General features: G+C 46.2%; 25 protein-coding genes and 3 pseudogenes. 15 read left to right on the forward strand and 13 right to left on the reverse strand.

The features are described from left to right. A pseudogene (locus QUA02_RS25985) lies at positions 1–271 on the forward strand (hypothetical protein); the annotation flags it as partial. Between the two features lie 98 nt (positions 272–369). On the opposite strand, the gene QUA02_RS25990 reads toward QUA02_RS25985, so the two are convergent. Beyond that, positions 370–1,791: a hypothetical protein gene (locus QUA02_RS25990; RefSeq protein WP_333032038.1), complete on the reverse strand. Its 1,422-nt coding sequence runs from the start codon at positions 1,789–1,791 to the stop codon at positions 370–372. Positions 1,792–2,132: 341 nt separating this feature from the next. Further along, positions 2,133–2,300, reverse strand: coding sequence for a YlcI/YnfO family protein (locus QUA02_RS25995; protein WP_333032041.1), 168 nt, complete (start codon positions 2,298–2,300; stop codon positions 2,133–2,135). A gap of 883 nt (positions 2,301–3,183) precedes the next feature. Between QUA02_RS25995 and QUA02_RS26000 the strand changes: the two genes are divergently transcribed. The 3 genes from QUA02_RS26000 to QUA02_RS26010 all read left to right on the forward strand — a co-directional run bounded on the left by QUA02_RS26000 (position 3,184) and on the right by QUA02_RS26010 (position 6,236). Then, a complete protein-coding gene (locus tag QUA02_RS26000; protein ID WP_333032042.1) occupies positions 3,184–5,094 on the forward strand; it encodes an ABC transporter ATP-binding protein in 1,911 nt (636 codons plus the stop codon). A 315-nt stretch (positions 5,095–5,409) separates the two neighbouring features. Beyond that, the gene (locus QUA02_RS26005; RefSeq protein ID WP_333032044.1) at positions 5,410–5,997 is read left to right on the forward strand and encodes a nucleotide-binding protein; all 588 of its coding nucleotides are present in this window, start codon (positions 5,410–5,412) and stop codon (positions 5,995–5,997) included. Further along, entirely contained in the window at positions 5,994–6,236 is a 243-nt protein-coding gene (locus QUA02_RS26010) for a ribbon-helix-helix domain-containing protein (RefSeq protein WP_333032048.1), read from the forward strand. Before QUA02_RS26005 ends, QUA02_RS26010 begins: the two co-directional genes overlap by 4 nt. 945 nt (positions 6,237–7,181) lie before the next feature. Here QUA02_RS26010 and QUA02_RS26015 read toward each other — a convergent pair. From QUA02_RS26015 to QUA02_RS26030, 4 genes and pseudogenes are all read right to left on the reverse strand, one after another. Next, positions 7,182–7,394, reverse strand: a complete 213-nt coding sequence (locus tag QUA02_RS26015; RefSeq protein ID WP_333032050.1) for a hypothetical protein — start codon at positions 7,392–7,394, stop codon at positions 7,182–7,184. Positions 7,395–8,189: 795 nt separating this feature from the next. Further along, positions 8,190–10,256: a S8 family peptidase gene (locus QUA02_RS26020; RefSeq protein WP_333032052.1), complete on the reverse strand. Its 2,067-nt coding sequence runs from the start codon at positions 10,254–10,256 to the stop codon at positions 8,190–8,192. Between the two features lie 62 nt (positions 10,257–10,318). Further along, positions 10,319–10,408: pseudogene (locus QUA02_RS26025) on the reverse strand (Uma2 family endonuclease); the annotation flags it as partial. A gap of 22 nt (positions 10,409–10,430) precedes the next feature. Then, positions 10,431–11,312: a LynF/TruF/PatF family peptide O-prenyltransferase gene (locus tag QUA02_RS26030; protein ID WP_333032053.1), complete on the reverse strand. Its 882-nt coding sequence runs from the start codon at positions 11,310–11,312 to the stop codon at positions 10,431–10,433. Positions 11,313–11,327: 15 nt separating this feature from the next. On the opposite strand from QUA02_RS26030, the gene QUA02_RS26035 reads away from it, so the two are divergent. Next, positions 11,328–12,089, forward strand: coding sequence for a transposase (locus tag QUA02_RS26035; RefSeq protein ID WP_333032055.1), 762 nt, complete (start codon positions 11,328–11,330; stop codon positions 12,087–12,089). Between the two features lie 33 nt (positions 12,090–12,122). Here QUA02_RS26035 and QUA02_RS26040 read toward each other — a convergent pair whose 3' ends face one another. Then, positions 12,123–12,296 (reverse strand): anacyclamide/piricyclamide family prenylated cyclic peptide, encoded by a 174-nt coding sequence (locus QUA02_RS26040; protein ID WP_333032057.1) that lies wholly within the window; start codon positions 12,294–12,296, stop codon positions 12,123–12,125. Positions 12,297–12,560: 264 nt separating this feature from the next. On the opposite strand from QUA02_RS26040, the gene QUA02_RS26045 reads away from it, so the two are divergent. Beyond that, the gene (locus QUA02_RS26045) at positions 12,561–12,770 is read left to right on the forward strand and encodes a hypothetical protein (RefSeq protein ID WP_333032058.1); all 210 of its coding nucleotides are present in this window, start codon (positions 12,561–12,563) and stop codon (positions 12,768–12,770) included. 33 nt (positions 12,771–12,803) lie between these two features. Here QUA02_RS26045 and QUA02_RS26050 read toward each other — a convergent pair whose 3' ends face one another. Together QUA02_RS26050 and QUA02_RS26055 are read right to left on the reverse strand one after the other, a co-directional pair. Next, positions 12,804–12,962, reverse strand: coding sequence for an anacyclamide/piricyclamide family prenylated cyclic peptide (locus QUA02_RS26050; RefSeq protein WP_333032060.1), 159 nt, complete (start codon positions 12,960–12,962; stop codon positions 12,804–12,806). A gap of 573 nt (positions 12,963–13,535) precedes the next feature. Further along, positions 13,536–14,441 carry a GNAT family N-acetyltransferase gene (locus tag QUA02_RS26055; RefSeq protein ID WP_333032061.1) on the reverse strand — a complete coding sequence of 302 codons (906 nt, stop codon included), beginning with the start codon at positions 14,439–14,441 and terminating at the stop codon, positions 13,536–13,538. On the opposite strand from QUA02_RS26055, the gene QUA02_RS26060 reads away from it, so the two are divergent. After that, positions 14,440–15,204, forward strand: a complete 765-nt coding sequence (locus tag QUA02_RS26060; protein ID WP_333032063.1) for a transposase — start codon at positions 14,440–14,442, stop codon at positions 15,202–15,204. The two genes, QUA02_RS26055 and QUA02_RS26060, sit on opposite strands and share 2 nt — an antisense overlap. A gap of 33 nt (positions 15,205–15,237) precedes the next feature. Here QUA02_RS26060 and QUA02_RS26065 read toward each other — a convergent pair whose 3' ends face one another. The 3 genes from QUA02_RS26065 to QUA02_RS26075 all read right to left on the reverse strand — a co-directional run bounded on the left by QUA02_RS26065 (position 15,238) and on the right by QUA02_RS26075 (position 16,169). Next, positions 15,238–15,402, reverse strand: coding sequence for an anacyclamide/piricyclamide family prenylated cyclic peptide (locus QUA02_RS26065; RefSeq protein ID WP_333032064.1), 165 nt, complete (start codon positions 15,400–15,402; stop codon positions 15,238–15,240). Between the two features lie 208 nt (positions 15,403–15,610). Continuing rightward, positions 15,611–15,790 (reverse strand): anacyclamide/piricyclamide family prenylated cyclic peptide, encoded by a 180-nt coding sequence (locus QUA02_RS26070; RefSeq protein ID WP_333032067.1) that lies wholly within the window; start codon positions 15,788–15,790, stop codon positions 15,611–15,613. A 211-nt stretch (positions 15,791–16,001) separates the two neighbouring features. Further along, on the reverse strand, positions 16,002–16,169 hold the full coding sequence (locus QUA02_RS26075) for an anacyclamide/piricyclamide family prenylated cyclic peptide (protein ID WP_333032068.1): 168 nt from the start codon (positions 16,167–16,169) through the stop codon (positions 16,002–16,004). Positions 16,170–16,627: 458 nt separating this feature from the next. Here QUA02_RS26075 and QUA02_RS26080 point away from each other — a divergent pair, with 458 nt between their 5' ends. From QUA02_RS26080 to QUA02_RS26100, 5 genes and pseudogenes are all read left to right on the forward strand, one after another. Then, positions 16,628–18,607, forward strand: coding sequence for a S8 family peptidase (locus tag QUA02_RS26080; RefSeq protein ID WP_333032070.1), 1,980 nt, complete (start codon positions 16,628–16,630; stop codon positions 18,605–18,607). A gap of 125 nt (positions 18,608–18,732) precedes the next feature. Continuing rightward, positions 18,733–18,939: a cyanobactin biosynthesis system PatB/AcyB/McaB family protein gene (locus tag QUA02_RS26085; protein ID WP_333032071.1), complete on the forward strand. Its 207-nt coding sequence runs from the start codon at positions 18,733–18,735 to the stop codon at positions 18,937–18,939. A 49-nt stretch (positions 18,940–18,988) separates the two neighbouring features. After that, positions 18,989–19,216, forward strand: a complete 228-nt coding sequence (locus QUA02_RS26090; RefSeq protein ID WP_333032072.1) for a cyanobactin biosynthesis PatC/TenC/TruC family protein — start codon at positions 18,989–18,991, stop codon at positions 19,214–19,216. Positions 19,217–19,273: 57 nt separating this feature from the next. Beyond that, positions 19,274–20,917, forward strand: coding sequence for a hypothetical protein (locus QUA02_RS26095; protein ID WP_333032073.1), 1,644 nt, complete (start codon positions 19,274–19,276; stop codon positions 20,915–20,917). A 224-nt stretch (positions 20,918–21,141) separates the two neighbouring features. After that, positions 21,142–22,373: pseudogene (locus QUA02_RS26100) on the forward strand (ISAzo13 family transposase). Here the strand turns inward: QUA02_RS26100 and QUA02_RS26105 are convergent. Continuing rightward, positions 22,358–22,597 (reverse strand): HipA domain-containing protein, encoded by a 240-nt coding sequence (locus QUA02_RS26105; RefSeq protein ID WP_333032074.1) that lies wholly within the window; start codon positions 22,595–22,597, stop codon positions 22,358–22,360. The pseudogene QUA02_RS26100 and the gene QUA02_RS26105 overlap by 16 nt on opposite strands. A 158-nt stretch (positions 22,598–22,755) precedes the next feature. On the opposite strand from QUA02_RS26105, the gene QUA02_RS26110 reads away from it, so the two are divergent. From QUA02_RS26110 to QUA02_RS26120, 3 genes are all read left to right on the forward strand, one after another. Continuing rightward, a complete protein-coding gene (locus QUA02_RS26110) occupies positions 22,756–22,974 on the forward strand; it encodes a hypothetical protein (RefSeq protein WP_333032075.1) in 219 nt (72 codons plus the stop codon). 768 nt (positions 22,975–23,742) lie between these two features. After that, a complete protein-coding gene (locus tag QUA02_RS26115) occupies positions 23,743–23,961 on the forward strand; it encodes a hypothetical protein (RefSeq protein WP_333032076.1) in 219 nt (72 codons plus the stop codon). A 1,538-nt stretch (positions 23,962–25,499) separates the two neighbouring features. Next, the gene (locus QUA02_RS26120) at positions 25,500–26,009 is read left to right on the forward strand and encodes a hypothetical protein (protein ID WP_333032079.1); all 510 of its coding nucleotides are present in this window, start codon (positions 25,500–25,502) and stop codon (positions 26,007–26,009) included. Positions 26,010–26,195 lie beyond the last annotated feature (186 nt).

Below are 26,195 nucleotides of genomic sequence, written 5' to 3' on the forward strand. Positions count from 1 at the left end.
TTCTTGCACCCTTACTACTTTTTTGGTCGGAAAACCCATACACTGTTTACTTTTCTCACTGATTCAGCAAGCCCTAAGTAGAAAAACAGAAAATTATAGAAAATATGCACGTCATAGCACTTTTTATATTGGACTTTGGGGTGAATCATGGGTCGATTCGATGTTTAGTAATTGGCAGGTTGTTGTTGAATTAATGTCTTTGTCTCCACATAAACTACCCAATTATCAACAAGGAATAAGAGCTATGAGGCTTATTCTATCAGCGTTATAAGCGACTTGTCGCCCCGACAGCAGCAATTGTGGAAACCATTGCTACACTTTCATCCAGCCAAGAATAAGTAAGTTTATAATCGGTACTCATGCCAGTAATTATTCCAAATCAAAAAAGCCAAATTTTCCTGATGCTATTCTCGCAATTTTATCGGCCCCTAGCGCTGCTGCAATTGCCTCTTTTCCCGAAACTTGAACAGGAGAGTCGGGGTCGCTCAAGATGTAACAAACCGCATATTCTTTTTTGCGGTCTATACCGACTCCGATAATGCGTTCAATCGGTAATCGAGCTTCGGATAGCAAGTCTTTAGCGCAAGTTTTAAACTCTTCTAATATTTCCACCCGGTTGGTGTCAATCACGTGCGCCTGTGTCAAGTTAAACTTGCCGGGTACATCCCTTAGCTCGGCAAAAGTATAAAGCATATCCGCTAATGAAAGCTTATTTCGCATCGCTTGGATAATGATTGCGGCTGCTCCGATTATCGGTGTTGCCCAAGCCATGAGGTAAGCCCACCCGCTCGCTTGCATTCCTGTTGCACCAAAGAGTTTGGGTAGCAAGGATTGCCCTGCCTTCAGGGCGGAAGCTGCTAAATACCTCGCTGCATCAGCGCCAGCGCTACCCATTACTTTCAGCACAATCGACACTACCGTATTCGTTAGCGCTGGCAGCAGTGTAGCTGGGATGCTCGCCGCTTTGAGAAAGAAACTGCTCAACAGCCATCCTGCAATTCCAGTGAGTACAGTTGCGGCTCCCGCTACTGTTGCGGCACCGCCGGCTGCGATAGGAACTATGGCATTATTAACAACTGGCGCTCTCCGAAATGTGGAATTTATGGAGAGGTCGAACTGTGAGGTAATTTCATAAGGATTCAGCGCGATAATTGTAGGAATATTCCCGGTTTGCATGGCTTCTATCCCGGCTTCAACTATTCTGAGCCGGGCGCGGGCATTGCGTCTGGGATTGCCTTGGAGTCCTTCAATTAAGGTTAATAGCTCATTCTTTAGTTCTTCTAGCTTGGCGGTAGCGCCGTTCTTCCACCGCTCTATTTGCTCGGCGGCTGTTGCTCCTTGCTGTTGAATGGCGGCGATTTCGGCTTCGATAGCGGCTACTTTTACGGAAAGTTCGGGCAAGTTGAGCGATTCGTTGTGCGCCATAACCGAGGCTTCGTAAATCGCTTTTTCCGTGCTGTTAGCGGCAAGTTTGGCTAGCTCGGTTTGAGCTTTACCGGCTAGGTCTTTGTGAACTTTGCTGTTAAAAGCTTTGTTGATGCCGTAAACCGTTTCTAGAAACACGAGATTGCAATCAACAACCGTCTCTCCTAAATCTTGGGAGGCGGTCAGTAAATCCTTAACCCCTCCCATCACTGGGTTTGCCGCGATAAATTGAATGTGAGGCAGGCTAAAGTACCATTCTCGACCCTCGTTTAGGGCTGTTGTAACTGCTTCGGATATTTGTAAGATTTCTTTGTCTATCCAGATATTGTTCGATATCTGGTCGCGCAGGTAATCGAATTGTCCCATGATTTTAGGTTGAAAGTTCCTTTTCCTAATTTAACGAATATTTCATTAATTTACTACTTCAATGCGTTCCCATATTGGACTATGAATCAGTCCTTATACATCCTGCATAACTATTAATGAATGTTACTACAGAGCAAATTCATATCAATGCGATTAGGGGCTGAATTGGGATGCACGCTCTTTCATAAAAACTAACTTATTTTCTGTGCTTTGGTATGCAGGGTTCAATCCCTGATTGGCCGGACGGTTCGTGGGCCAGCCACTATGTCGCTAGCCCGCTACGAGATTTTGATGGTTTAGAGAACTTCTTCGCTACCTTGAAGCGGGCTAGAATGATCGCTTTACCCGTCCACTTCCTTCAATCCATCCTCCAGTAACATCCGCACGATATCTACTTTCTTGCGCCCCGTCTTTGCGGCTAACACCGACAGTTTGCGGTGCAGAGTTTCGGACATATCCACAGTAAACCTGACCGTGGCTTCTTTATCGGGTGCTTGCAGTTTGTTCATTAAACTAGGCTCCTTTGATTGAACGGGTACGGGGTGTGGTGCTGATGCTTCCGGCCCAGGTGGTGTTGCGGTGGGCAATGCAGCTTCCACTGGTGGTGGTGTGGGTAGTGGTTCCGCTATAGTGATGCCGTGAGTGTTGTTGCTAACGATACAACGTCCGGTGGTACTTGTATGTTTGTTTTTATGTGTTAGCTTATTACTTAGAAGGGAATATGTGTCAACGATTACCGTGCGCCGTCGTTGTTCGAGGATGAGGAGCGGTTGAATGCTTCTGATTCGGGGTCGGTGGTTGTTCCGGTTAAGCCATCCACTCCAGCAAAACGGAAAGCTTCAACAAAATGTACTTCTGAGAGTTTTCCAGTTCCCAGTTTTCGGACGTTAATAACAAATTTATCGACAATCGCTAAAAATCGAGTCTAGCCTAAATTGCGTCGGGTTTCAGTTAGTTTCGACAAGCTGACGATGCCGGCTCCTTTGCAACGTAGAGAACTTTGGATTTACTGAAGATTTCCTATAATATTGTAGTCATCTATTGGGCGAAGGCATTAGCCTTATGGCCCGACTGATGGGGTTTTTGCTGGGATACGATCGACCGTTTTGGGCAAGTTCCGCTAGAAAAGTTGAGACTATTTCAACTGTGTGACCGCTTTCGGGAAAGCAACGCGCTTCGCATCACACCAGGAGGCAAAGCGCTCTCGCTTTCTATTTAGCTACCCTTAAACAACGAAACTATACTTCAATCTTGCACCAGTCGAATAATCTCACATTCCATCTGCCCTGCTTGACAACAGGGGTGAAAACCAAAAGTTAATTTCTGACTTCTCTGACTGGGGTGAAACTTCCTAATTGGTGCATTGTCTTATTTAGAGGCATCTAGCACATCATGAATTTTCCATTCAAAGCACGTTTGAAGGGCCAGAAGAATTCACCAAAATTGGTGATGCCGTTAATTAACCAACATTGGTTGGTGCGGATCGTCCTGCGCTCTATTTCCTACTTTCGCCAAGATTTATGGCTCATCGTCACGCTCTTGCTTTTGATCGGAGCATCGGTGCTTTTCAACCTTCTCAATGCCTGGCCGATGGCGATTCTAGTCGATACGGTTTTGTCACCAACTCCTAAATCCAACTGGATTCATACACTGTTTCTTGCTCCGTTCGGTGAAAGTACGCTGAACCGAATTTTCGGAATGGCGTTCGTCGCGATGATTATTAGAATCCTGAGCGATACCGTCTTCATGCTCCGCAAGATGTTGAACTACCGCATCCAGTACAACGGAACTTTGCTGGTTCGCACCGAACTCTACGACAAAATGCAAGCGCTGAGTCTCGGCTGGCACGGCGAGCGCTCGCAAGGTGACACAATCTATCGGTTGAGCTACGACAGTCTCGGCCCCTGGGGGGTAATCGATACGCTCATCGGCTCCACGGCCGCATCGGTGACGCTGACGGCGATGCTCTGGATCATGCTGTCGCGCCACGTCCTTCTCACCGTGTTTGGACTTTCGTTCACTCCGCTTCTAATACTGGCGAATTGGTACTTCGAGGGAAGAATTAGGAGTCGAGCGTTGGAGTCGAAGCAGACCGATGCGGTGATGACCTCAACCATGCAGCAAGCTATAGAGTCGATCGGGCTAATCCAGTCCTTCGGTCGAGAAGCAAAGGAGTCGCGGCGCTTCGGGCAGGCGGTCGAACGCAGCGTCAAGGCTTCCATGCGACTCAATTGGCAAGAAAACCTCTATCCGCTAGCGGTTCAGGTAGTCTTCGCTCTGGGAAGCGGGGTAATCTTAGGCTACGGCGGATACCTAGTTTATCGCGACCAGTTCTTGCGTCCGGTATCCAACGGCGTAACCATCGGCGATCTGCTCGTATTCATGGCGTACCTGGGACAGTTCTGGGACCCGATAGGTTGGGTGTTGGGGTTCACAACCAAGATCCAGACGTTTGTAGCTTCATGCGATCGCGTCTTTGCGGTCATTGACGAGCCGCCCGCCATACAAGACGCGCCTGACGCGCAATCGCTTCCCGTCTATCCCCGCACGCTAGCATTTTCCAATGTGAGCTTCGAGTACAACGCTGGGCAACCCGTCTTGCGGAACATCAGCGCTACTATCGAGCCCGGTCAGATGGTGGCGTTTTTGGGCCCTAGCGGGACGGGAAAGAGTACGCTGCTCAATCTTTTGCCGCGCTTCTACGACCCGACATCGGGCAGCGTCCTCCTCGACGGCGTTGACCTCCGCACCCTTAAACTTGCCGATGTCCGCAAACATATAGCGCTCGTCTCGCAAGGCAGCCCGCTTTTCCCCGGAACGATCGCCGAGAATATCGCTTACGGTCGCCCGGATGCTCTGCTCTGGGATATTCGGGAGGCGGCGGTTGAATCTGGGGCAGCCGAGTTCATCGAAACCTTGCCGGAGCAGTATGATACTTTAATCGCTGAGGGCGGTCAAAACCTATCGGGCGGACAGCGACAGCGCCTAGCTATCGCGCGAGCGCTCGTCACTAAGGCTCCCATACTTATCCTCGACGAACCCACGAATGCGCTGGACTTGAAGCACGAGCAGTTGGTGATAGAGACTCTGCAACGTCTGCGCCGCAAAAGAACCATCATCTTGGTCACGCACCGACTCGCAACTGCGGTAGGCTGCGATCTGATTTTTGTGATGCAGTCGGGCAAGATTGTCGAATCTGGCAGTCACGCCGCACTCCTTACCCAGCAGGGGTTCTATTACCAAATGTTGGGCTACAACCCAGTAAGGTCAATAGGGCTTACCGATAAACCCTGCATAGAGTAGGAGTACGACAGCGAACTTATTTCTTATCCTTTTGCTCCCCTCTGTTGCCTGTCTGGCTAGAAATAGGCGCGCATTCACTGACAAGGAGGTACAGAACGCTGTCATAAACAAATACCCAGGGCAGCAGGGCAAATAATCGCAGGGCACGGTACTTCCTGAAGATTTAGGCAAACGATGCGATAGCTCTGGCTGCACTCCTGAGCGTAGAGAATATGGATCGCTTCTTCTAAAACTAAAACATCTAAACATTCAATTATCTAGACATTCAGATGTTTAGAATGTAAAATTTAGGTGATGAACTCAACACGCTTACCTATGATCGTGACAATCGCCTCATTTAAAGGCGGAGTTGGAAAGACTACCACCGCGCTGCACTTAGCGGCTTACTTGCAGACCAAAGCACCCGCGTTGTTGGTAGATGGCGACCTCAACCGCAGTGCCTTAGATTGGGCTGCTCGCGGTTCCCTCCCGTTCAAAGTGGTCGATGAAAAGCAAGGCGTGCGATATGCCAGGGATTACGAACACATCGTTATCGATACCCCGGCTCGACCAACCCCAGAAGACCTGAAAACTCTAGCAGAAGGGTGCGATTTGCTGATACTGCCCAGCTCTCCCGATGCTATGGCCTTGAGCGCTATGCTGCAAATGGTGGAAGCTCTCTATTCTCTGCAATCCAATTACCGCATCCTGCTTACGGTCATCCCGCCCTCTCCGAGTAAAGTCGGGGCTGAATCTAGGGCAACAATCGAAAAAGCGGGATTGCCCATTTTCAAATCTGATATAAGGAGGCTAGCGGTATTTCAAAAAGCTGCTCTCGCCGGGGTTCCTGTAAACGCTATCAAAGACCCTTATGCTAAAGCTGCTTGGGGGTGCTACACCGCTGTTGGAAAGGAGATACTATGAGTCGCTTTGATGATTTACTGAAGGCCAAGAAACTCAAGCCCGGCGAACCCGACCTTTCTCCCAGCACCGCGCTATCCAAAAGCAAAGACCCCAACTTTGTCCGGACTACCGTTTATCTGCCAAAAATTCTGCACCGCCAACTTAAATCCGCAGCAGCACAGTCAGGTCAGGAAATGAGCGAGCTGGTCGAAAAGTCCGTGGCCCAATACCTCCAACAGTTCGATCCTAAAGACATCTAAACATTTGAATGTTTGAATGTTTAAGCATTTGACTTAAGTCTTCCCCCTTAAAAACTAGAAACAGTCTCGCTGTGCGGCTCCCAATCTTATTTGAGTCGTCCCGCATGAACGGTCTAAACGTTTGAGATGATTGCTCTGGCTCATGAGAGCCCTCGCGAGTTACAACCCATCTCTGTTTTCACTCGAACTCGCGAGCGAAAGTTCGACCCCGGTGGGAAAGCCTAGCTAAACATTTGAATGTTTGAACATCTGAATATTTGGACATCTGAATAGCTAAACCTAGACAATTCCCCGCTGTTTGGCGGTTACTGGATTCTTGCGATTAAATATCAGACTGCTGGTAAGCTTGGCATTGACATGAGAATGGGAGCGACTGATAGTGAGGAAATTGTGGCAACGGGGGGCGATCGCCAAGAGAGTTGGTAGGGATGATTAGCTACTGCAATCTAACTGCGCCCTCACCGTCGTCTCAGCTTCCTCAAATTGGTCTTGAGAAACCAAAAGGGTGCAGCAACCCAAACCAAGCACCAGAGAACCACTCAGCGAGCGCCATTAATAACCGCAACTTACGTCTGGGCAATCCCAGTAATGCAGCTCCCAGTGTTGCCAGCATCGATAACTATTTAATGTTAATAATGAAGCCGCCGTACGTGCTTTCCCCCAACAGCAAAACTAACTCTGCCCACTGGGTTTCGTAGCAACTGAATCGCTCTTGGATTGGGGCAGCAGATCGCCGCCTTGACAACTTCCGCCTCAATGATGCTTGGTACAAAGTCCGCCCCAGCGATAACACTCTAAACGGCTACAATCTTTGTAAGGTAGCCTCTTTTGGCTTTTGTACTTGATAGCCAAAATACAGTTGTGTGGTTCTGGTCATAAAAAAATTCATAGTGCAATGAGCGAGGCTAAAAAAGGGCTGGATTGTCAAAGAGTTTGGGTTGAGGACTAAGGGTTACTTTGGGTTGGTGAATGAGCTGGTAACTGCTCCCGTCTTCTAGCAAATTGCTCAACAACTTCTGAGCGAGAAATACCGTGTATTTTGGCAAGAGAATCCAGTATGTTGACGGCTGTTGGCGTCAGACTAAGGGTGAAAGGTCGTTTGGTTTCGTCGTACATCTCTGGCTGATTCCGCATACTTTTGTGTTTGGGTTTAGCCATGTCGAAAGCTCCTTTTTGATTAGGTGAACAAACTTTCAATTGAATTCGACATAAAAATAAACACAAAAAAAAGAGCTCAAGCGAACTCCTGTCAAGATTGGTATTTTATTCAGTTATTGGCTGTCAAGCGTTGAAGAAGCCAACGCTCGCCAGACAAGGTTATTGTCGAAATTCTAGAAAAAGTTATGAATGCTAAGTTCGGATAGTAGTTCCTGCTTTTTTTGATGCAGGATTAGCTATAATTAATCAGCTTTTACCTACTAAAAAGTATTATAGCAATGGTAATCAAAATTATCCACTCTTTTTAGTAAATTTTAAGTGATTTAGTCTTTAAGTCTCTGCTGGATAGCTTTTAGCTCTTAATAAGAGCATAATAATGACTAAAAACTTAGCTTTTATTTACAGTTTGCTGTCCACTTTACGTCAATTTTCTTCTCATTAGCTACCTCGCTTGATGCCATCGCTCCCTAAACTTTCCTATTCACTCATCCAGTGTACCTCATAACAGCGGAAACCGCTGTAAGTTTGAACTCTCGGAAAAACCCTCAAAAAAACAAAAATAAGAAAGAGGACAATCAGGATTTGTGCCAGTAAAAGCGAGGTGGTCATCGAGCGCTCCAATTCTTGGATGGAAAGGTGTAAAATTCTCATCAAAAACTTCGATAGAACCTTAGATAATGCAACTGCCAAGATGAATCTTTGTTTTATTAGGTTGATAATTAAGAGGCTAGCTTCCTAGATATCAAATGGGTTCTATAGAGGCAGGAAATCTGGCGTTGGTCATTGACAACAAATTTATTTTGGCACAGACCAAGAGCGAACTTCACCCATAGTCACAGGAATTCTGTCGCTCACATCAACCGTAAACCGATAAACTTTCTTAGCCCTACCGCCATTTTCTGGATCGAAAAACTTTAATATCACATCCCAACAATCGCTATTAATCCGACAAAACGGGCTTTTTTCTACTTCAATCGTATCGAGTTGCATTCCTCTTGAAATAGCTTCGGCAAAGCTCGAAGCAGCTTGGAAAGCGTTAGTAACAGAAAAGTTCAACGCCCTGTCTTTAGAAGTTTGCCCCAAATTTTGGAAGTCAAAATAAACTCGATTCAGGAAGCTGGTGAGAGATGTTCTCATTGCAATTTCATCAGCTTGCGGTACTTGGGGAACCACGCTTTGCAAAGCTGCTTCGACTAAACCGTTTAATTTCCAACCGTACATTCCCCGCGTGTTGATTAAAGTAATGACCGGAACTTCTTGCCCCGAAAATAACTGCACGGTTTTATCGGCTGTTTTGGCGGGAATGCTGACTCGTTCGACAAAATCATCACTGTCTTCCGGTTCAATTTGCCCCGCTAATATCATGATTAATGTTTCGTAGACATCGGCAGCAAAACCCTGTCTTGGTTCTAAGGCGTAAATGGGGTTAAGTTCTTGATTCAGCGTCCAAATTAAGGCTTTGGCTTCACTGGGGTTTTGTGACAGATAATCGACCATTTGACCGGCATCATAAGGATTAGGGGGAATTATGGTGCCGTCAATTTCGATTGCGGGCATTAGTTGTTTAAAGGTGTCGCGTCTGGCTTCGCTGCCAAAGTCGTAGCCGATGGTTCCCAAGGCGTAGACAAATTTAGAGGTGGCGCTGGGGGTAATGCCATCGGTGGGTTCACTGGGGGTGAGGGTGGCAACGGTTGTATTGGATGGTTGCACTGTGTCAGAGTCTGCCAGGGAATTGAAATTCAGGCGGGCAATGTTGTTCGCAGGTACTACCCTATTATCTACCCCATCGATTTCTGGGTGAATTGTGCTAGAAGGTTGAATGGTGATTAAGGGTTCTCCGGTTAGTAATTGGAATGCACCGGGAATATTTAATTTACCCATTAAACAGCGTTCCGGTTCTTCTACTTCTTCCGGGTCGCAAGGAATGGCACTATTTAAAATAGCTTGACGCACTGCTTCGGCATTGGGTTGTTCCCCTCGTTGCAATTGCATACTCATCAATAAAGCCGAAATTCCCGTGACAATGGGTGCAGCGCAACTCGTACCTTTTTCGCGAATCGGTTCGTCAGTTCCCGGTAGTGCGCCTAAGATGTTTTCCCCGTTTGCCATTACGCCTTTATTTTGATAGTCGCCACCGTAGTTACTAAATTTAAACGGTTGTCCGTCATCGCGGATTGCACCGACGGTGAGGACTCCGGGGAGAATGGCGGGAATGCACCAACATTCGCCTTTATCGTTGCCACCGGGAGCGACTATTAAAATGTTATTGTCTTGGCATTGTTTGACGGCGCGGGCGAATAAATCGTGGGATATGCCTGTTTGGGTGGGTTGACAGGCGGCAATGTGGATGATGTGTGCGCCTGCTTTTAATGCTTCGTTGATGGCGTGGGTGAGGTTGATGGGGGAGATGAAGTCATCGCCTGCGAAGGAAATGGGAATGTTGATGGCTGTGCAATGGGGGGCAATGCCGGGGACGGGTGAACCGTGTTGTCCTAAGATGGTACTGGCAATGTGGGTCGCGTGACTGGATAAGTCGATGCGTCGGCTAATAGCTTCGGGGAACTGGGCAAAAAAGGCTTGTCTTTCTTTTTTGGCTTCGTCTGAATTGTGGTCTGGGTCTTGTTCTTTTTTAGCTTTTTGCTGTTGGTTAAATTCTGTAGCTAATTTCAGGTAATAAAAATATTCGTCCTTTAGTTCGATATCTTCTGACCAATAAGGTTTAAACTGAGTAATATTTGCGCCGACAAAGCAAGCCCGTTCTAAGTCTGCTGCACCGTCGAGGATGGCAATTTTGATGCGGGAGTCGCCTTGGGTGCGCCTCCAGAGTTGGGGGATTCCGGGGATGGTGATGAGGTCGGGCATTGGGGGATTTTGGATGGAATTGGTAGAATCAGATTGAGTTTACAACAAGTCGGGTAGGCTCAGAGGTATTCCTGCATTTTTTCTTGCAGTTGGGTGAGGGAGTCGGTACGAGAACGCAATTCGATGACAAAATCAGGACATAAGTTGAAGTAATCATTATTCATCCGCTCACAACTAATTACTTTTGCTCATCTGATAATACAGGTTCAAATTCTCTGTTTTTCCATAAACTAATTCTCGTTCACTTAGACATATCATTGTATTTAATACTGATTGATTTCGGTAATAGGCATGGACTTTATTAGCCATATCGTTCTGCAAACTATTTATAAATTCGTTAGGATTGACAAGATATCCATACAGCAGCCTGTCCTGATTACTTGGGGCAAAACCAATCAAAATTGTACTAAAAGCATCTAATATTTCTAACGCTGGCACTGATAAAACTTTAGCTAACCTTTGGTGAACTTCTTTTTGTTTTAATTGCTCTGAGTTGATAATTGGGTAAAGTTCGATTGTAGTATGACCATTGAGATAAAAGTCAAACCCAACAAGCCAGTAATTGTTAATATAAAGCATTCGTAAATCTTCCCGGTCTCCGCATAGAGATATCGCTGTTTCTAGCTTTTCTGGGTAATTATCTAACCACAACCAAAACTTTAGCCTTGACTTAGAAAAATCTGGACGCAAATCTACTCCTGTAACAATCTTAGTCACTTTGCTCAAATCAAAGTTATTGCCTAAAAATTTTCTCAATATTTGATAATCTAATTTGACATTTGCCTTGGTTCCAACTTTCTGGAAAAAGTTCAATACTGAATTAATTTTTTGTTCAATGATTGAATTTTCGCTAAATATATTAAAACGAATTGGATATAACTGCTCTTTTTCAATCTTACAAGAACATTCCAATCCCCAATTTGTTGCTTGTTCTTGTACAAATTGCTCGACAATATCTAGAGGATAGAGATAGTCAATATCAAAAACTTGTTTGTGTTGATTGATGTGATATAAATTTTTTTGACTGCCTATTAAGACATTATCCGAAGTAATCATTGCTGAAAATTCCCCATGCCAAGAAAATGCCGTAATTTAAAAGCTGGATATTCTTACCATATCACAACCCGTTGCAACAACCGTGAGTTTAAGTTAGCTAGGCGCGAGTGTCGGGAAGTGTTTCTCTATGCAGTTAAGAAAGCGTTGGATAAATACAAGTTCAAACTCTATGCCCTTTGTATCATGTCGAATCACGTCCATTATCTGATAGAACCCGATCAACCCAATGACTTACCCAAAATTATGCACTTTCTTAATTGGTACACGGCGATGTGTTTTAACCGAATGTTAAGGCGGACAGGACATTTTTGGGAGAAGCGGTATTTCTGCGATGGTTTTCCAGCTTCAGATAGAGAACGCGCGTTAAACACCTTGCGCTACATTCATGGTAATCCCAAAGCGGCGAAAATGCGTCACGGCTTTTTCTACGATTTTAGTAATTATGGCAGTTACGAGCGTTTAACCGATGACGGCTTAACTCAGTGGCATCCGGCTTTCTTGCGACTGGGTAGTACGCTGGACGAATGCGCCAGGAAGTATAAAGGTTTTTGCCAGAAGTATAAACCCAAAGAGAAGAACCCAACCAAGTGCCACTGGGGTAGTAAGCTACTCAGCGGGGTTCATGTCACAAACACTGGTTCAACCACCCACCCCAAAAAGAAGTCCCGTTTTTCCTCCCCGCCGTGCCAGGTAACGGAAAACCCCGAACTGACTCATGTTGTGCGTCAATTCATCCAGGCTAATAGAGCGGTAAATGAGGTGGAAAAAGACTTTTGACATGAGTTGAGGTGAGTGATAAAATTAAGCTGACTACTCCGCGTCGTCGCCCGCAAAAGGAACCCCACGCGTGAACCCCGGTACCTCTGGTATTATCATGTGCCCATTCCAATTGGCGCTTGCTCCTTTTTCTCCAACTGAAGATTTTGCGGTGGTTTCGCGTTGCACCGGAGCAACTTGCTGGGGGCGTAAGTTTTTCTTGGTCATGATTTTACCTTGAATTCAGGTTATCCAGTATCTTTCATTAGGGGATATTCTCAAGTCAAGGTGAATTCATAGAATGTAACAAAAGGGAACCAAAACACGGAACACGGGACGAGGCTGTGGAAATTTTTTCTTTGAGTGCAATACTTGTTTACTCGTGCGTAAGCAAATCGCTCCAAAATTGATGATGAGTGCGATCGCTTTCGCGCTTCGATCGCCCTTCTAGCTTTTAGCCAATTGTCGCACACGCATCCTGATGTTAGCTTTATGAGAAGACTCCAAGCAAGTGCCATTGGGGTAGTAGGCTACTTGCTGGGGTTCATCTGGTCAAACACTGGTTCAACCACCCACCCCAAAAAGAAGTCCCGTTTTTCCTCGCCGCCGTGCCAGGTAACGGAAAACCCCGAACTGACTCATGTTGTGCGTCAATTCATCCAGGCGAATCGTGCGGTAAACGAGGTGGAAAAAGACTTTTGACATGAGTTGAGGTGAGTGATAAAATTAAGCTGACTACTCCGCCTCGTCGCCCGCAAAAGGATTCCCAATCATCCCTCCGTCCCAAGCGCTCACATGGCTAGCGCTTGCTCCTTTTTCTCCAACTGAAGATTTTGCGGTGGTTTCGCGTTGCACCGGAGCAACTTGCTGGGGGCGTAAGTTTTTCTTGGTCATGATTTTACCTTGAATTCAGGTTATCCAGTATCTTTCATTAGGGGATACTCTCAAGTCAAGGTGAATTCATAGAATGTAACAAAAGGGAACCAAAACAGGGAACACCGGACGAAGGCTGTGGCAATTTTATCTTTGAGTGCAATACTTGTTTACTCGTGCGTAAGCCGATCGCTCCAAAATTGATGATGAGTGCGATCCTTTCGCGCTTCGATCGCGCTTATAGCTTTTAGCCAATTGTCGCACACGAATCCTGATGTTCGCCACTTGCCAAACCCAGTTGCAAAACTTCTAGAGCTTTCGCTAAGTTTCCGGCTAATAAAGCGTCTTTATCTAACCAGAATCCGGGGAAAACCTTGCGAATAAATTATGCAATTGCTATTAGGTTGAACTTTAATATATTCTCCAACATTTAGCCTAAACTAATCAAATTCCCTATCATAAATACGCCAGACTAAATATTCTTGTACTTGATTACGACGATAAACCTTGAGTTTTTGATGTACAGCTATTGAGGGAAATGATAACAAATATTCCGACTTTCTGCCAAAAGTACAAACCTTGCGGCGAGCGTTCCTACTCAACCAAACGCTTATAGGTAGTCTTAGACTCAGCTATCCAACTCATGTAGGGTTGACAATGGCGATCGACAAACTCCAACATCAGTGGATTGCGGCTACTAACAGCATAGGCATAATAGGGAATTGCGCGATCGTACTGACGCTGTAATGATTCTGCCATTAACACAATTCCTCGCCCCAAACGCTGCCATCTTTTTTCCACAAACATAGAGGTGTAGCGAATCGTGTCAGGTGCAACACGGTGAGTTACCATCCAACCAACTACCTCTCCTTGATAGCGCAACCCCAAGCTGTTGATTGGTTCCACAATTGTCTCATCTAGAAACGGTGACAAACCTTGCTGATACCAAGGTTTTTCTTCTTGTCCTTGCTGAAGTTGTTGCTTTTCTTCTTCTGTCAACTCCTGCCAAGAAAAAATCACTAAATCTTTTGGCAGTTGATATTTTTTAACCCAAGGAATTTTAGGGATTCTTTCTGCTTCTGCTTTAACTAAAATTAGCGAAACTTTCGGGAGTTTCCAACCTTGGCGTTGTAGGATTGGTTCTAATGCAACTTGGGCGATCTCAGTAGCTTGATAAGACAATTGGACTCGCTTACAGCCCATTTCTATTAGTTTAGTTTCTAATTGTTGAATCAGGTGAGTACCAATGCCTTGACCTCGATGTTCTGGTTCAACGAATAAAGATAAAATTCCCGCTTTACCAGATTGCGTATCTAGTTCTACGATTGCTAAACCTACTATTTCGTCTCCTAATGAAGCAGCAATACCAAGTAATTCCCCGTATTGTTGAGTTGCTTGCCAGTGACGGGTGATACTGGGATGGGTTAAATCTTCATATTCGCAGGAACTCTCTGCATCCAGTCCTGAAAGCCAATAATAATCGTAATCATCAATTTTCATGTCTAGAAAAGCTCGTAATTTCCAAGCGGGTTATTGTTACCACATCACTACCCGTTGCAATAATCGCGAATTTAAACTATCACAGCGCGAGTGTCGTTATGTTTTTCTGTATGTCATCAAAAAGGCTTTAAACAAATACACTTTCAAACTCTACGCCCTTTGTATCATGTCCAATCACGTCCATTATCTCATCGAACCTGCCCAACCGGATGATTTACCCAAAATTATGCACTTTCTTAATTGGTACACGGCTATGTGCTTTAACCGAATGTTAAGACGAACGGGGCATTTTTGGGAGAAGCGGTATTTCTGCGATGGGTTTTCGCCATCAGATAAGGAAAGAGCGTTAAATACCTTGCGCTACATTCATGGTAATCCTAAAGCAGCGAAAATGCGTTACGGCTTTTTCTACGATTTCAGTAACTATGGCAGCTATGAAAGATTAACTAATGATGGGTTAACTCAATGGCATCCCGCTTTCTTGCGCTTGGGTAATACGCTGGAGGAATGCGCTAAGAAGTATAAAGGCTTTTGCCAGAAGTACAAACCCAAAGAGAAGACCCCAACCAAGTGCCACTGGGGTAGTAAGCTGTTCGGTGGGGTTCTTCTTGAGAATAAAGGTTCCACCAGTAACCCCAAAAAGTCCAAGTCCCGTTTTTCCTCCCCCCCGTGCCAGGTATCGGAAAACCCCGAACTGACAAGGATTGTACGTCAATTCATCCAGGCGAATCGTGCGGTAAATGAGGAGGGAAAAGAGTTTTGACATGATTTGAGGTGAGTGGTAGAATTAGGGGGATTACTCCGCGTCGTCGCCTGCAAAAGGAATTTGATAAATTCCGTTTGTTTTTTGCGCCACCACGCCCCCGGCGGCGAACATAGCCAGCGGGTCGCGGGAGGTGCTACCAGCTTGGGGACGTTCAACGGGAGCGGTTTGGTTTGGTTTCAAGTTTCTTTTTTTCATGGTGTTTTTTCCTCTGTGCTTTACTTCTTCAGTTGTTGTTCAACCAGTAACCCCACCCTAGTCAAAAACCCGTTTCCCGCCGTGCCAGGTCAGGTCAAACGCAGAACTGACAAGGGTTGTGTGTCAATTCATCCAGGCGAATCGTGCGGTAAATGAGGTGGAAAAAGAGTTTTGACATGAATTGAGGTGAGTGCTAGAATTAGGGCGATTATTCCGCGTCGTCGCCCGCAAAAGGAACATATTTCCCCCCCCCCAATCCTCCAAAACTCCCTACGCTCGTCCCAACTCCCCCGGCGGCGAACATAGCCAGAGGGTCGCGGGAGGTGCTACCAGCTTGGGGACGTTCAACGGGAGCGGTTTGGTTTGGTTTCAAGTTTCTTTTTTTCATGGTGTTTTTTCCTCTGTGCTTTACTTCTTCAGTTGTTGTTCAACCAGTAACCCCACCGTAGTCAAAAACCCGTTTCCCGCCGTCGTGCCAGGTCAGGTCAAACGAAGAACTAACAAGGGTTGTACTTCAATTCATCCAGGCGAATCGTGCGGTAAATGAGGAGGGAAAAGAGTTTTGACATGAATTGAGGTGAGTGGTAGAATTAGGGCGATTACTCCGCGTCGTCGCCCGCAAAAGGCACATATTCAATTCCAGGCATTTTACACGCCCCCACACCACCGCCGGCGGCGAACATAGCCAGCGGGTCGCGGGAAGTGCTACCAGCTTGGGGACGTTCAACGGGAGCGGTTTGAGTGGGTTTTAGGTTTCTTTTTTTCATGGTATTTGAGTTCCTGAGAACTTGTTTGATGGTTAATTGTTGATTAAACTAAGGAGTTTTGTCAAGATTCTATTGAGTTAACTTTTGTGAACGGCTCAGATACCACCCAAAACGCAACATTGAGTAGATTTTAAACTTTTATATAACAATCCGAGAGCGATCATCCTTTAGTGCGATCGCCACTTAGTCTATTCTTGACAACTTGATTGCCCAAGCATTGGGTTTAAGTCTCCCACGCTGGCGTGATTCATCTGCCAAAAGAGGGATAATTGCACAATCCATTGGGAAAGTTTTATTCAAGAATTGGATAAAAGTGCCAAAAGACTCGAGGGGTCTGAGTCAATCACCCAATGGGTGAACTTTTATAAACATGGGTGAAGTTTTATAAACAAATTCCAGAGCGATCGCCACTCCTAGTAAAATCTTGAAGTTAGATTGCCCAAGCATTTTTTAAATAAATGCCCAAACTCAAACAAATCCCAGAAATACAACAACTATGGGCAAGCACTAAGGGCGACTCCACCATTTGCATTGCCGTCCTAGATGGGGTAGTTGACCAAAATCACCCTTGTTTTACAGGGGCAGACCTAACGCGACTGCCTACCCTAGTTGCAGGGGAAGCTAGCGCCAATGGTTCCATGTCCGCACACGGTACTCACGTTGCCAGTATTATTTTTGGTCAACCCGGTTCTCCCGTGCAGGGCATTGCACCCAAATGTCGCGGCTTAATCGTTCCCGTCTTTGCAGATGAACGACTGAAGTTATCGCAACTCGACTTATCCCGCGCCATTGAACAAGCCATCAATGCTGGGGCGCACATCATTAATATCAGTGGCGGACAACTCACCGACTTTGGGGAAGCCGAAGGTTGGCTGGAAAAAGCCGTGAGTCTGTGCAAAGAAAATAATGTTTTAATTGTTGCTGCTGCCGGAAATGATAGTTGCGAATGCTTGCACGTTCCCGCTGCCATGCCAACTGTGCTAGCAGTCGGTGCTATGGACGAACAAGGAAAACCCATTGACTTTAGCAACTGGGGAGAAACCTACCAAAACCAAGGCATCCTCGCCCCTGGAGAAAATATTTTAGGAGCCAAACCAGGAGGCGGTACAATCCAACTCAGTGGCACCAGCTTTGCTACTCCCATCGTCAGCGGAGTTGCGGCCTTACTTCTGAGTCTGCAATTGCAACGGGGAGAAAAACCCAATCCCCAAAAAGTCAGGACAGCCTTACTAGAGACTGCCATACCCTGTTCGCCAACCGAAATTGATGATACCCATCGCTGTTTAGTTGGCAAATTAAATATTGCTGGTGCTTTACAATACCTGATAGGAGAAACCGTGTCAGAAGAATTAGAAACAGTTGCCGCCTCTGGTTGTGGCTGTGGCAGCCCCCAAACCAGTGATGCGCTACCTAATAGCCAAATCCCAGAAGAGGTTTTGATAACCGAACCTGCCGAAGTTGTTGCTGCGACTCCCGCACCCATACCTACATTTAATCCACCCTCTTTTACAAGTTCCTCTACCCCAAGACAGGTTGCCATGTCAAATCGTGCCTCTAATTACGTTACCGCCAGCCAAGCCCCAAGCGAGCTAGCCGATGCCAACTTGGTTTATGCTTTGGGAACCCTCGGTTATGATTTCGGTAGTGAAGCAAGGCGCGACTCCTTTAAGCAACTGATGCCAGGAGCTACAATGGACAACACAGCGCTCCCCGCCAACCCCTACGATGCGCGGCAGATGGTAGATTATTTAGCAGACACTCTTTCCGAAGCTAAAGCTTTAATTTGGACGCTGAACTTAGAATTAACTCCAATTTATGCCATTGAACCAGTAGGCGGTTTTGCTAGAGATGCCTATGCGGTATTGCAACAACTACTTACCGGACAAATCCAACCTGAAGATAACGCAGAATACGTCGAACGAGTCAGCATCCCTGGCGTTTTACCCGGGCGCAGCGTCAAGCTATTTTCCGGACAAGTCGTTCCCGTAATTGAACTTTACAACATTCGCGGACTCTACGGCTGGAAAGTCAACAACTTAGTTAATGCCGCGATAAATACTGTACGAGCTACAGCCACAGACGCGCAAGAAGATGCCATCCGTCGCACCCTCAGCAGCTTCCTCAACCGGATTTATTATGACTTGCGAAACTTAGGCACCACATCTCAAGACAGAGCACTAAATTTTGCCGCTACCAACGCTTTTCAAGCCGCCACAACCTTTGCCCAAGCTGTGGCAGAAGGCATGGAACTCGATAGTATTACAGTAGAAAAAAGTCCCTTCTGCCGCCCTGATGGCGATTGTTGGGATGTGAAACTAAAATTTTTCGATCCAGAAAATAGTCGCCGTGCTAAGAGGGTATACCGCTTTACTATAGATGTAAGCGATCTCATTCCCGTTACCTTGGGCGATGTACGTTCTTGGTCTACACCTTATTAATGCTTCTTTTTGAGTAGGTTGCGTTGTGCTGGGCTTCACCCAAAACTAAGTTTCAATAAGTATTTAGTTTTACTTTTTTGAACCCAACCTACTGACTTGCATTCTGATTAGCTTAGAGAGGAAAAATGAGATTACCCAAACTTTCTCCCCCTGTCAAAAGACCCGATATTATCCATCCTTATCGGGCAGTAGATGTCATTCACGGCTCAGTAGAAGATTTAGTCGGCATTCGCATGGATTTATTGTACGGAGCAAACTTTAACGACCCAGCAGCATTTGCCTACAGAAATTATCAACAAGTTAAGTCTTCCAGTGGATGCAGGTGTCTGTAATGTTCTGCATGAGTAGTAATAGTTAACAGAAAGTGGAGAATTACGTACTATGGCTAAAAATTCCGAGAAAAACCAGCCAAAAGAAGCAGCTACAGAGGGGCAGGAATCTCAAGCAATAAATGCCTCAGAAGCAGCCAATAAACTTGAAGATGCCAAACAACATTTGTTAGCCACCGGAATTAAAAATAATGGCTTTTGGTGGGAGGAAATGCTCAAAAATCAAAAAGCTTCAGAAAAAGAACCGAAGCCATTCCGCCGGGGTCGGATTTGGTCTTAGCGAATAAGTGAGATTTTTCAGAAAGTTAAAAAAGACTTATTTAGAGAACAAAAAATCATGGCTGCAATCACTCGCCCTGAAAAAGAGGCTACCCTCGTCGATGTAGTAATTGTCATCGACACCAGCCCCTCAATGAAAGACAAAATCGACATTCTTAACCACGCCACAGAAGCTGGTATAAAAAAGGCTTCTTTTAGCTGTCGCTGCGATTTACGAATTGAGTGGTTTGGCATTGAAGGAACTTGGGACAATACCAACTTTCAGCAAGTTTTACGGGAATATCTAGTTACTACTTGCGGAATCGATGAAACAGAATTACGAAGTCGCAAGCGCGGCGAGGTTCCTGCAAACGGCGCACAAGAGGACGGTGCTAGAGCTATCGAAGATATTTCCACTCACTTTAATTGGCGAGATGGTGCAACCCGTTCCATTTTTTATTTAGGTGACGAAGCTTTAGAAGGTGGTGGCGATACCGAAGAAGAGGATATCGCGGCAGCTAATCGCGCCATTGAAAAAGCTAGAAATGCTGGAGTTGTCGTCCATACTTATTTCGGAAAATCTAAAAGCCAAGGACAAGACAAAACGGCGGCTGAGTACGTCCGCCTAGCACAAGAGACAGGCGGACACGGTTTTAGAAATCAAAATGCTATTGGTGGTTTTGCTGAGATTCTGAAAACGGTTATTTGCTCGACTAGAAATAGAGATACTACTCCTCAACTCGTTCCCGTTATCCCTGTTTACTTCGTGCAAGCGCAGCATTTAGTTGGTTTCTCAGCAACTAGCACCCAGTCAAGCACGAGTTCTACTCCTCAAAATAAGTCGGTTGACTTGGTGATAGTCATCGATACTAGCGTTTCCATGAAAGACGAAGCTGAAGGCCTGAGCAATGCCGCAGAAGCTGCTATAAAAAATGCTAGTTCAAGCTGTCCGAGCGATTTGCGAGTTGAGTGGTTTGGGCTGGAAGGAACTTGGAAAAATACCAATTTCCAGCAAACTTTGCGGGCATATCTAATTAATAGTTGTGGAGTTGCTGAAACAGAAATACGAGGTCGCAAGCGCGGCGAGATTCCTGGTGGCGGAGCGCAAGAGGACGGAGCTAGAGCTATTGAGGATATCTCGACACACTTTAATTGGCGAGATGGTGCATCCCGTGCGATTTTTTATTTAAGTGACGAAGCTCTTGAAGGTGGTGACGATACCGAACAAGAGGATATCGAGGCAGCTAATCGGGCGATTGAAAAAGCCAAAAGTGCCGGGGCGATCGTCCATACTTATTTTGGCACCTCTAAGAGCAAGGGGCGAGATAAAACGGCGGCTGAGTTCGCCCGTGTAGCACAAGAGACGGGTGGACGGGGTTTTACTGACAAAGATGCTTTGGGAGGATTCGGGGAAATCCTTACCCAAATTATTTGTGTTTCCAGCGAAGCGAAAGTAGAGGAAACGGGTCAGTTAATTCCTGTGGTGCCATTATATTTCGCAGCGGTCGTTGGCGGGGCGCTTGTATCTCAATCAACGCAAATGACAACGGTTCAACCCACAAATCCAACTGCTTCAGTAGCTAGTGCTGGGGGATTATTTTCTTTGGCAGCGCCTAATTTAGTTGCTGCCCCCCAAAGTAGTATCTCAACAACAGCAGTAAATATGCCAATCTACATGATGGCAGTCCAACCGACGAATAGCGAAAGCGATCGCGCTACTTAACTGGAATACAGACAAAATTTTAGGGTTCAGATTTCGGGTTGGCTTTGTTAACCCGGCAAGTTCTTATAGCCCACATTCCGCACCCACAACTGTCACACATAAAAAGGGGATTAAATAATAAATAGGAACTAATACTAATTCTTTAAGGGACATCCAAGAAATAAACTCTTCCAGTCCCCGGAGAGGGTAAACTGAATTAAGGCTAACGCACAAAAAAACTCAACGTGCTAGAACTAACTGAAACCCTCAAAGCTTGTCTGTGGCAAATAGCGAAAACGCTCAAAGGTACACAGCGGCGAACATTTATGGCTTAGATAGTCCAAGAATTAGGGACAGGAGGTCAACGCCAAGCTCAAACAGAACTGGGATGGTGTCGAGATACCATCAGAAAAGGACAACGAGAGCTAGAAACAAGGCTCTCGTTGTATCGATGCCTTCTTTTGCCAGAGGCCGTAAACCAGTGGAAAGCAAGTTACCTCAGCGAGCGTGAAGACATCAAAGCCATCGTGGATAGTCTTGCATCAGACAGACCCCAGCTTCAAAAGCACTCGTTTGTATACACGAGTCAGTGCCGCCAAAGTCAGGCAACAACTCGTAGAGCAAAAGCACTACCAGGAAGCTGAACTACCCAGCAACGAAACCATCCGTCAGCGGTTGAATCAGTTGGGATATCGCCCGGCTTTGGTAGCGAAGACTCAGCCTCAAAAAAAATTCCCGAAACCGATGCCATCTTTGAGTATTTGAGTCAAGTTAATCAGCAAGCTGATAATGACCCGACAACTCTGCGACTCTCACTTGATGCCAAAGCCACGGTGAAAATTGGTCCCTTCTCCTTTGGAGGTAAGAACCGGGTGCCAACTTTTGCCTGCGATCACGACTTCACCCCAAAAGCCAAGTTGACGGACTATGGAATTTTTTTGCCCCAGTTAGATGAGTTGTTTTTATATTTCACCACCTCAAAGGTGACGCCGCGACTTCATCGTTGATATTTTAGAATCGTGGTGGGAGAGTAACCGTCACCGTTTTACTCAGATCCGCACATTACTACTCAATCAAGACAACGGACCAGAGAACCATTCCCGACGAACTCAATTGATGAAACGTCTTGTGGAGTTTGTCAGTAAGCAACAGTTGAATCTGCGTTTAGCCGAATACCCGCCCTACCACAGTAAATACAATCCTGTTGAGCGGACGAAAGGGAGTGTTGGAAAACCACTGGAACGGTAATATCCTTGATGATATTACCACCGTGCTGCATTTGGCTGAAACGATGACTTGGAAGGGTAAACATCCGATAGTCAAACTCGTGACCTTGACTTATCAAACAGGGGTTAAGCTCACTACTCTGGAAATGGCTGAAGTTGAAACTCTGATTCAGCGTCTGTCTCAACCTGTTGGGGATAGCCTCCCCAATCTCGGTAAGTGGTTTATCGATATTGTTTACAGTACTGCTTGATTTTGGACGAGTTTTTTATTTGGCAGTCCCTTAGCTGCATAGGCAGCCATAGCACTGTCGCCCGGCCGTTCGAGTCGCTTGGAGTGTTCCCTACCGAGGCTGGATGCGTAGTCGTAGGTGGGAGCAAGATGCGCTATCACCTGGGGCGTTTTCGAGGCTCTTACTTCGACAAATCCCCAGTTTTCGTGGTGGCGATCTGTGTTGCCAATCCAAGCATCTAACATTAGGTATCCAACAAAGGTGTCCGCTGCCGTCGCGATACCGTCCAAGCGGCGTCCAGTTGAGGGGCTGTTCCACTGCGCTGTTACTGATGGTGTCCAGCACTGTATCGAGGGTGTGTTGCGACACGTTAAAGGCTTGAAATCGGGGATAGTTTGGCACTATGGGAGCTAAAATATCGTTGCCGGGGCTCAGAGTACCTGTCGAGGGCACGAAGGATGGAGAAACAGTGCCGAAAGCGCTGTTCCAGATTGCCAGTTCAATGGTAGCGCTGGGCAGTCCGAGCAACCCGCACAGTTCTGATGCTATCTTTTCTGCCCAAGCTTCGCTTGTATTGGGGCGAGATTGTTTGTACAGGCAGCGACCGAGTTCTGGGTGGTAAAACCAAAACTTGGGCTTGGTTCCCATCTCCGGGCGTATCGGAGGCGGCGTCTATTGGAACAGCGATGATGGGAAATGGTGTTGTTAACACTTGTCCGCTCGATTCCGTTTTGAAAAACTTACCCAAACCTACCCAAGTCTAGACTTTCGCTGCACATACAGCTTTTGCGAACATTGCGGTGCATCCGGCTATCGCCGTTACTCCCTAAAAAATCAAGTCGCGAGCGTGGTCAGGGGGTAAATTTTTACCCGACTTTCAAGCTCTCTAGGACAATAACAGTTTAGCCGATTGCAAAGGGCGGGCCCGACAACAGCAATTTACGCGACTGTCAAGGCTGGTATAACGGCTGCTACGCTGCCAATTTTTTCGCACTTCGGAAATTTGATTTTTAATTCAACTTACCAAGCCACAACTTGACTATTAAATCAATCCAGTCTTTGTTAAAAACGCTAAAAATTAGCTAATTTTTGTGTGCCCAAAAGTCAGGCATTTGCAGTATAAATTCAGGTATTTGCAGTACAAAATCAGGTATTTGCAGTACAAAATCAGGTATTTGCAGGTATTTGCAGGGACTGCACTCTACCTGTATTTACCTGAAAATATCCTGCAAATGCCTGACTTTTTCGGTCAAATTGCTGCTTTTTTGTGCTGTTCGTGCCTTTGCCTGTTGAGGCTGGTTATGGCTGTTCTCTCTCGGTAGCAAGCAATGTTTTTGTCCGTACAAAACCTTATTTATTACTTTTAAATAAAAACGATGCACCCTGATGAATGGGGCATCCTAGGTGTCATGGCGATCGCGCTCTTGCTGGCTATCGGACGAACGATTTCCTCGCGATCATCGACATCAGCCGGCTGCTTCGCTTGCAAACAGGATGGCAAGGCGCGATCGCGTTGGGCGTCCTCCGCCGATACTCAACAGCACCAACTCGAATGCGTCGTGCGATGATCCACTCCATCGTAAAGACGGCTGCCCTGTACACCAACTAGCTCGCTCCTGGTTTCAATATCGACTCACGCGAGCGAGTGTACAGCGAGCGTCAAAGTCCAAACTGCCCCCGCCCGACTTTCGAGCCTTGGCTGTCGAAAGTGACCGATCGCTAACTTCAACTCCCAAGAATTCCTATGGCACTCTTGCAAAAACCATAAAAACCATAAATTGATTATTTTTACCCCCCTCTTACGTCTATTTGACATGGCTTGCTATGCGACTGGCGCACTAATTAGGAGGATTGAGGAGGATTCAAGAGGTGTCGGAGTACAGAAAATCACGCCAAAAGCAACAATTATTTACAAAAAGTGATAAGCATTTATACTTAAGATGAGGCTAAAAGTAGGAAATAGGAGGTGTAATGAGTAAAAAATGTGCTGTTTTTTCCTCTTTTTTCCTCGTTATTTCTCGCTAAAAATTTTGAACCAGTCAGAGCGACTTTTCTGCATTGGTTTGGTCAAGGTGCACTCGGATTGATACAGTTAATGGGGAGCCAGTGATAGCGAATTCCAGGCTTATTCGGATATTCGAGTAACGGTAGCCGAGTCACGAGTTGCACCTTTTAAGGTCGAGACAATTCTTTGAAAGCGCAATGCTGTCGGCTAGTCTAGTAATACTAGCTATCGCCACAAACACCTAAAAACAGGGGGGATGGGGGTGTCAAAAGGCTTGAATTTTACCCGATATTCAACTGTTCCGATAAATGCCATCGATGCCATGTTAGGCCAGTGTGTCAAAGGACTTGAATCTTACACGATATCCAACTGTGCCGATTGCACGAACATTGCTCCTACTGTTGTGACAACTTCGTAGCAGCACTAGCATCAATTGCCGCAACTGTCCCATTGAGCTTGGGTAGCGTCGGTACAGCCTTAAATTTAGAGTCGCTTGGCGATCGCGCTCTCTCTGAAATCAAGTACAACCGTGGCGTTAAGCGAAGGCAATTGTCACTGCCTTCAAAGTGCCTAGTTTAACAAGTTTCCCGGCAGGAGCTTTGACTACAAATTTTACTTGCTTGCCTTCGTAACGGTTAGAGCATTCTGGCAGCCCAAAAATTTACTGAGACATCTCGCTTTTTTGTACAAAAGTGCGGTAGCACGCTCATTCAATAAAGCCAAGCGAACTGAACTGCAACTGTTGCTAGAAAACGGCTACCGCCATTGTTCCGATACATTGATATGCAATAGCTGAATTTGGGGCGTTTTAGCAACAAAAGTCGCAGGAAAACTCATAAAAACTAAATTTTATGCAAGATAGGAAGCTAGGAAAAAAAGTGAGGAACAGTCGTAGCAATAGCAATGTTGGAAGATATATTTATACCGATACCGGTAAAGGAAAGTTCCGGCTAAGTTTTCTGAAACTTATAGTGCTCACGCTCCTACCTACAACGGCTTCAAGCAGCCGGGGCAAGCGCTGTATTCGCTACATGGCGATTGCCCTTCAACGAGCGCCGAGCAGTAAATTAAAGTCGCCACACCTTGATTATTCGCTATTCGCGAATGTAGAATAAAGGAAACAATGCGCGAACTCATCCGCTATGCTAAAACCCCAAGATATCCTTGCAATACTCAAAGTCCACAGTTGGGATTCAACGAACTGGACGTACAGTTCTCTCGCTCAAAGCTTGGGCATGAGCGCATCAGAGGTTCATGCTGCCCTTGAGCGTTCTGAAGCTGCCGGTCTGTATTATGGCTCCGAGCGGAAAATTTTGAAGCAAGCGGTGTTGGAATTCTTGGTTCACGGGTTGCGCTATGTATTCTACGCCCAACCAGGCCCCCTCTCGCGGGGACTGCCAACTGCACATTCTGCTGAGCCATTGAAAAGCAAGCTGGTTGCCTCACCATCTGAGGTTTACGTCTGGCCTGACCCTCAAGGTGCCGTGAGAGGACAGGCAATCGCGCCTCTGTACCGCTCAGTCCCCCAAGCTGCCAGTAACGATCCAGAACTCTACGCCTTGCTCAGCTTGATTGACGCTATTCGAGTTGGTCGGGTGCGGGAGCAACGTTTAGCCGCTAGCGAACTTGAAAAGAGGATCGTCGCTCTATGAACCCGCAGATATTCATGCTGGAAATAGTTGCCAGGGTACTCTCTCAAGTACGCACTACCATGTAAGCCTTACACTCGCAAACAGCCTCAACGGAACGCAAAAACCAGATAGTCCAGCCTCAACTTTATTGCTGGCATAGTGGGTACTACGCTACAAAATCGCTTCATAAATTTTAGCTGCCTGCCA

This window comes from Microcoleus pseudofavosus SVA1_A4, from assembly GCF_036700565.1.
Classification (GTDB): Bacteria; Cyanobacteriota; Cyanobacteriia; order Cyanobacteriales; family Microcoleaceae; genus Microcoleus.

Coding starts and splice junctions, on each gene's coding strand:
- QUA02_RS26080 (WP_333032070.1), top strand. CDS start 16,628: ATGCCCAAACTCAAACAAATCCCAGAAATACAACAACTATGGGCAAGC.
- QUA02_RS26060 (WP_333032063.1), top strand. CDS start 14,440: ATGTCTAGAAAAGCTCGTAATTTCCAAGCGGGTTATTGTTACCACATC.
- QUA02_RS26005 (WP_333032044.1), top strand. CDS start 5,410: ATGATCGTGACAATCGCCTCATTTAAAGGCGGAGTTGGAAAGACTACC.
- QUA02_RS26105 (WP_333032074.1), bottom strand. CDS start 22,597: ATGTTAGATGCTTGGATTGGCAACACAGATCGCCACCACGAAAACTGG.
- QUA02_RS26115 (WP_333032076.1), top strand. CDS start 23,743: ATGGGGCATCCTAGGTGTCATGGCGATCGCGCTCTTGCTGGCTATCGG.
- QUA02_RS26110 (WP_333032075.1), top strand. CDS start 22,756: ATGGGAGCTAAAATATCGTTGCCGGGGCTCAGAGTACCTGTCGAGGGC.
- QUA02_RS26015 (WP_333032050.1), bottom strand. CDS start 7,394: ATGGCTAAACCCAAACACAAAAGTATGCGGAATCAGCCAGAGATGTAC.
- QUA02_RS26050 (WP_333032060.1), bottom strand. CDS start 12,962: ATGACCAAGAAAAACTTACGCCCCCAGCAAGTTGCTCCGGTGCAACGC.
- QUA02_RS26040 (WP_333032057.1), bottom strand. CDS start 12,296: ATGACCAAGAAAAACTTACGCCCCCAGCAAGTTGCTCCGGTGCAACGC.
- QUA02_RS26120 (WP_333032079.1), top strand. CDS start 25,500: ATGCTAAAACCCCAAGATATCCTTGCAATACTCAAAGTCCACAGTTGG.
- QUA02_RS26045 (WP_333032058.1), top strand. CDS start 12,561: ATGAGAAGACTCCAAGCAAGTGCCATTGGGGTAGTAGGCTACTTGCTG.
- QUA02_RS26030 (WP_333032053.1), bottom strand. CDS start 11,312: ATGATTACTTCGGATAATGTCTTAATAGGCAGTCAAAAAAATTTATAT.
- QUA02_RS26055 (WP_333032061.1), bottom strand. CDS start 14,441: ATGAAAATTGATGATTACGATTATTATTGGCTTTCAGGACTGGATGCA.
- QUA02_RS26020 (WP_333032052.1), bottom strand. CDS start 10,256: ATGCCCGACCTCATCACCATCCCCGGAATCCCCCAACTCTGGAGGCGC.
- QUA02_RS26065 (WP_333032064.1), bottom strand. CDS start 15,402: ATGAAAAAAAGAAACTTGAAACCAAACCAAACCGCTCCCGTTGAACGT.
- QUA02_RS26035 (WP_333032055.1), top strand. CDS start 11,328: ATGCCAAGAAAATGCCGTAATTTAAAAGCTGGATATTCTTACCATATC.
- QUA02_RS25995 (WP_333032041.1), bottom strand. CDS start 2,300: ATGAACAAACTGCAAGCACCCGATAAAGAAGCCACGGTCAGGTTTACT.
- QUA02_RS26000 (WP_333032042.1), top strand. CDS start 3,184: ATGAATTTTCCATTCAAAGCACGTTTGAAGGGCCAGAAGAATTCACCA.
- QUA02_RS26090 (WP_333032072.1), top strand. CDS start 18,989: ATGGCTAAAAATTCCGAGAAAAACCAGCCAAAAGAAGCAGCTACAGAG.
- QUA02_RS26010 (WP_333032048.1), top strand. CDS start 5,994: ATGAGTCGCTTTGATGATTTACTGAAGGCCAAGAAACTCAAGCCCGGC.
- QUA02_RS25990 (WP_333032038.1), bottom strand. CDS start 1,791: ATGGGACAATTCGATTACCTGCGCGACCAGATATCGAACAATATCTGG.
- QUA02_RS26095 (WP_333032073.1), top strand. CDS start 19,274: ATGGCTGCAATCACTCGCCCTGAAAAAGAGGCTACCCTCGTCGATGTA.
- QUA02_RS26070 (WP_333032067.1), bottom strand. CDS start 15,790: ATGAAAAAAAGAAACTTGAAACCAAACCAAACCGCTCCCGTTGAACGT.
- QUA02_RS26085 (WP_333032071.1), top strand. CDS start 18,733: ATGAGATTACCCAAACTTTCTCCCCCTGTCAAAAGACCCGATATTATC.
- QUA02_RS26075 (WP_333032068.1), bottom strand. CDS start 16,169: ATGAAAAAAAGAAACCTAAAACCCACTCAAACCGCTCCCGTTGAACGT.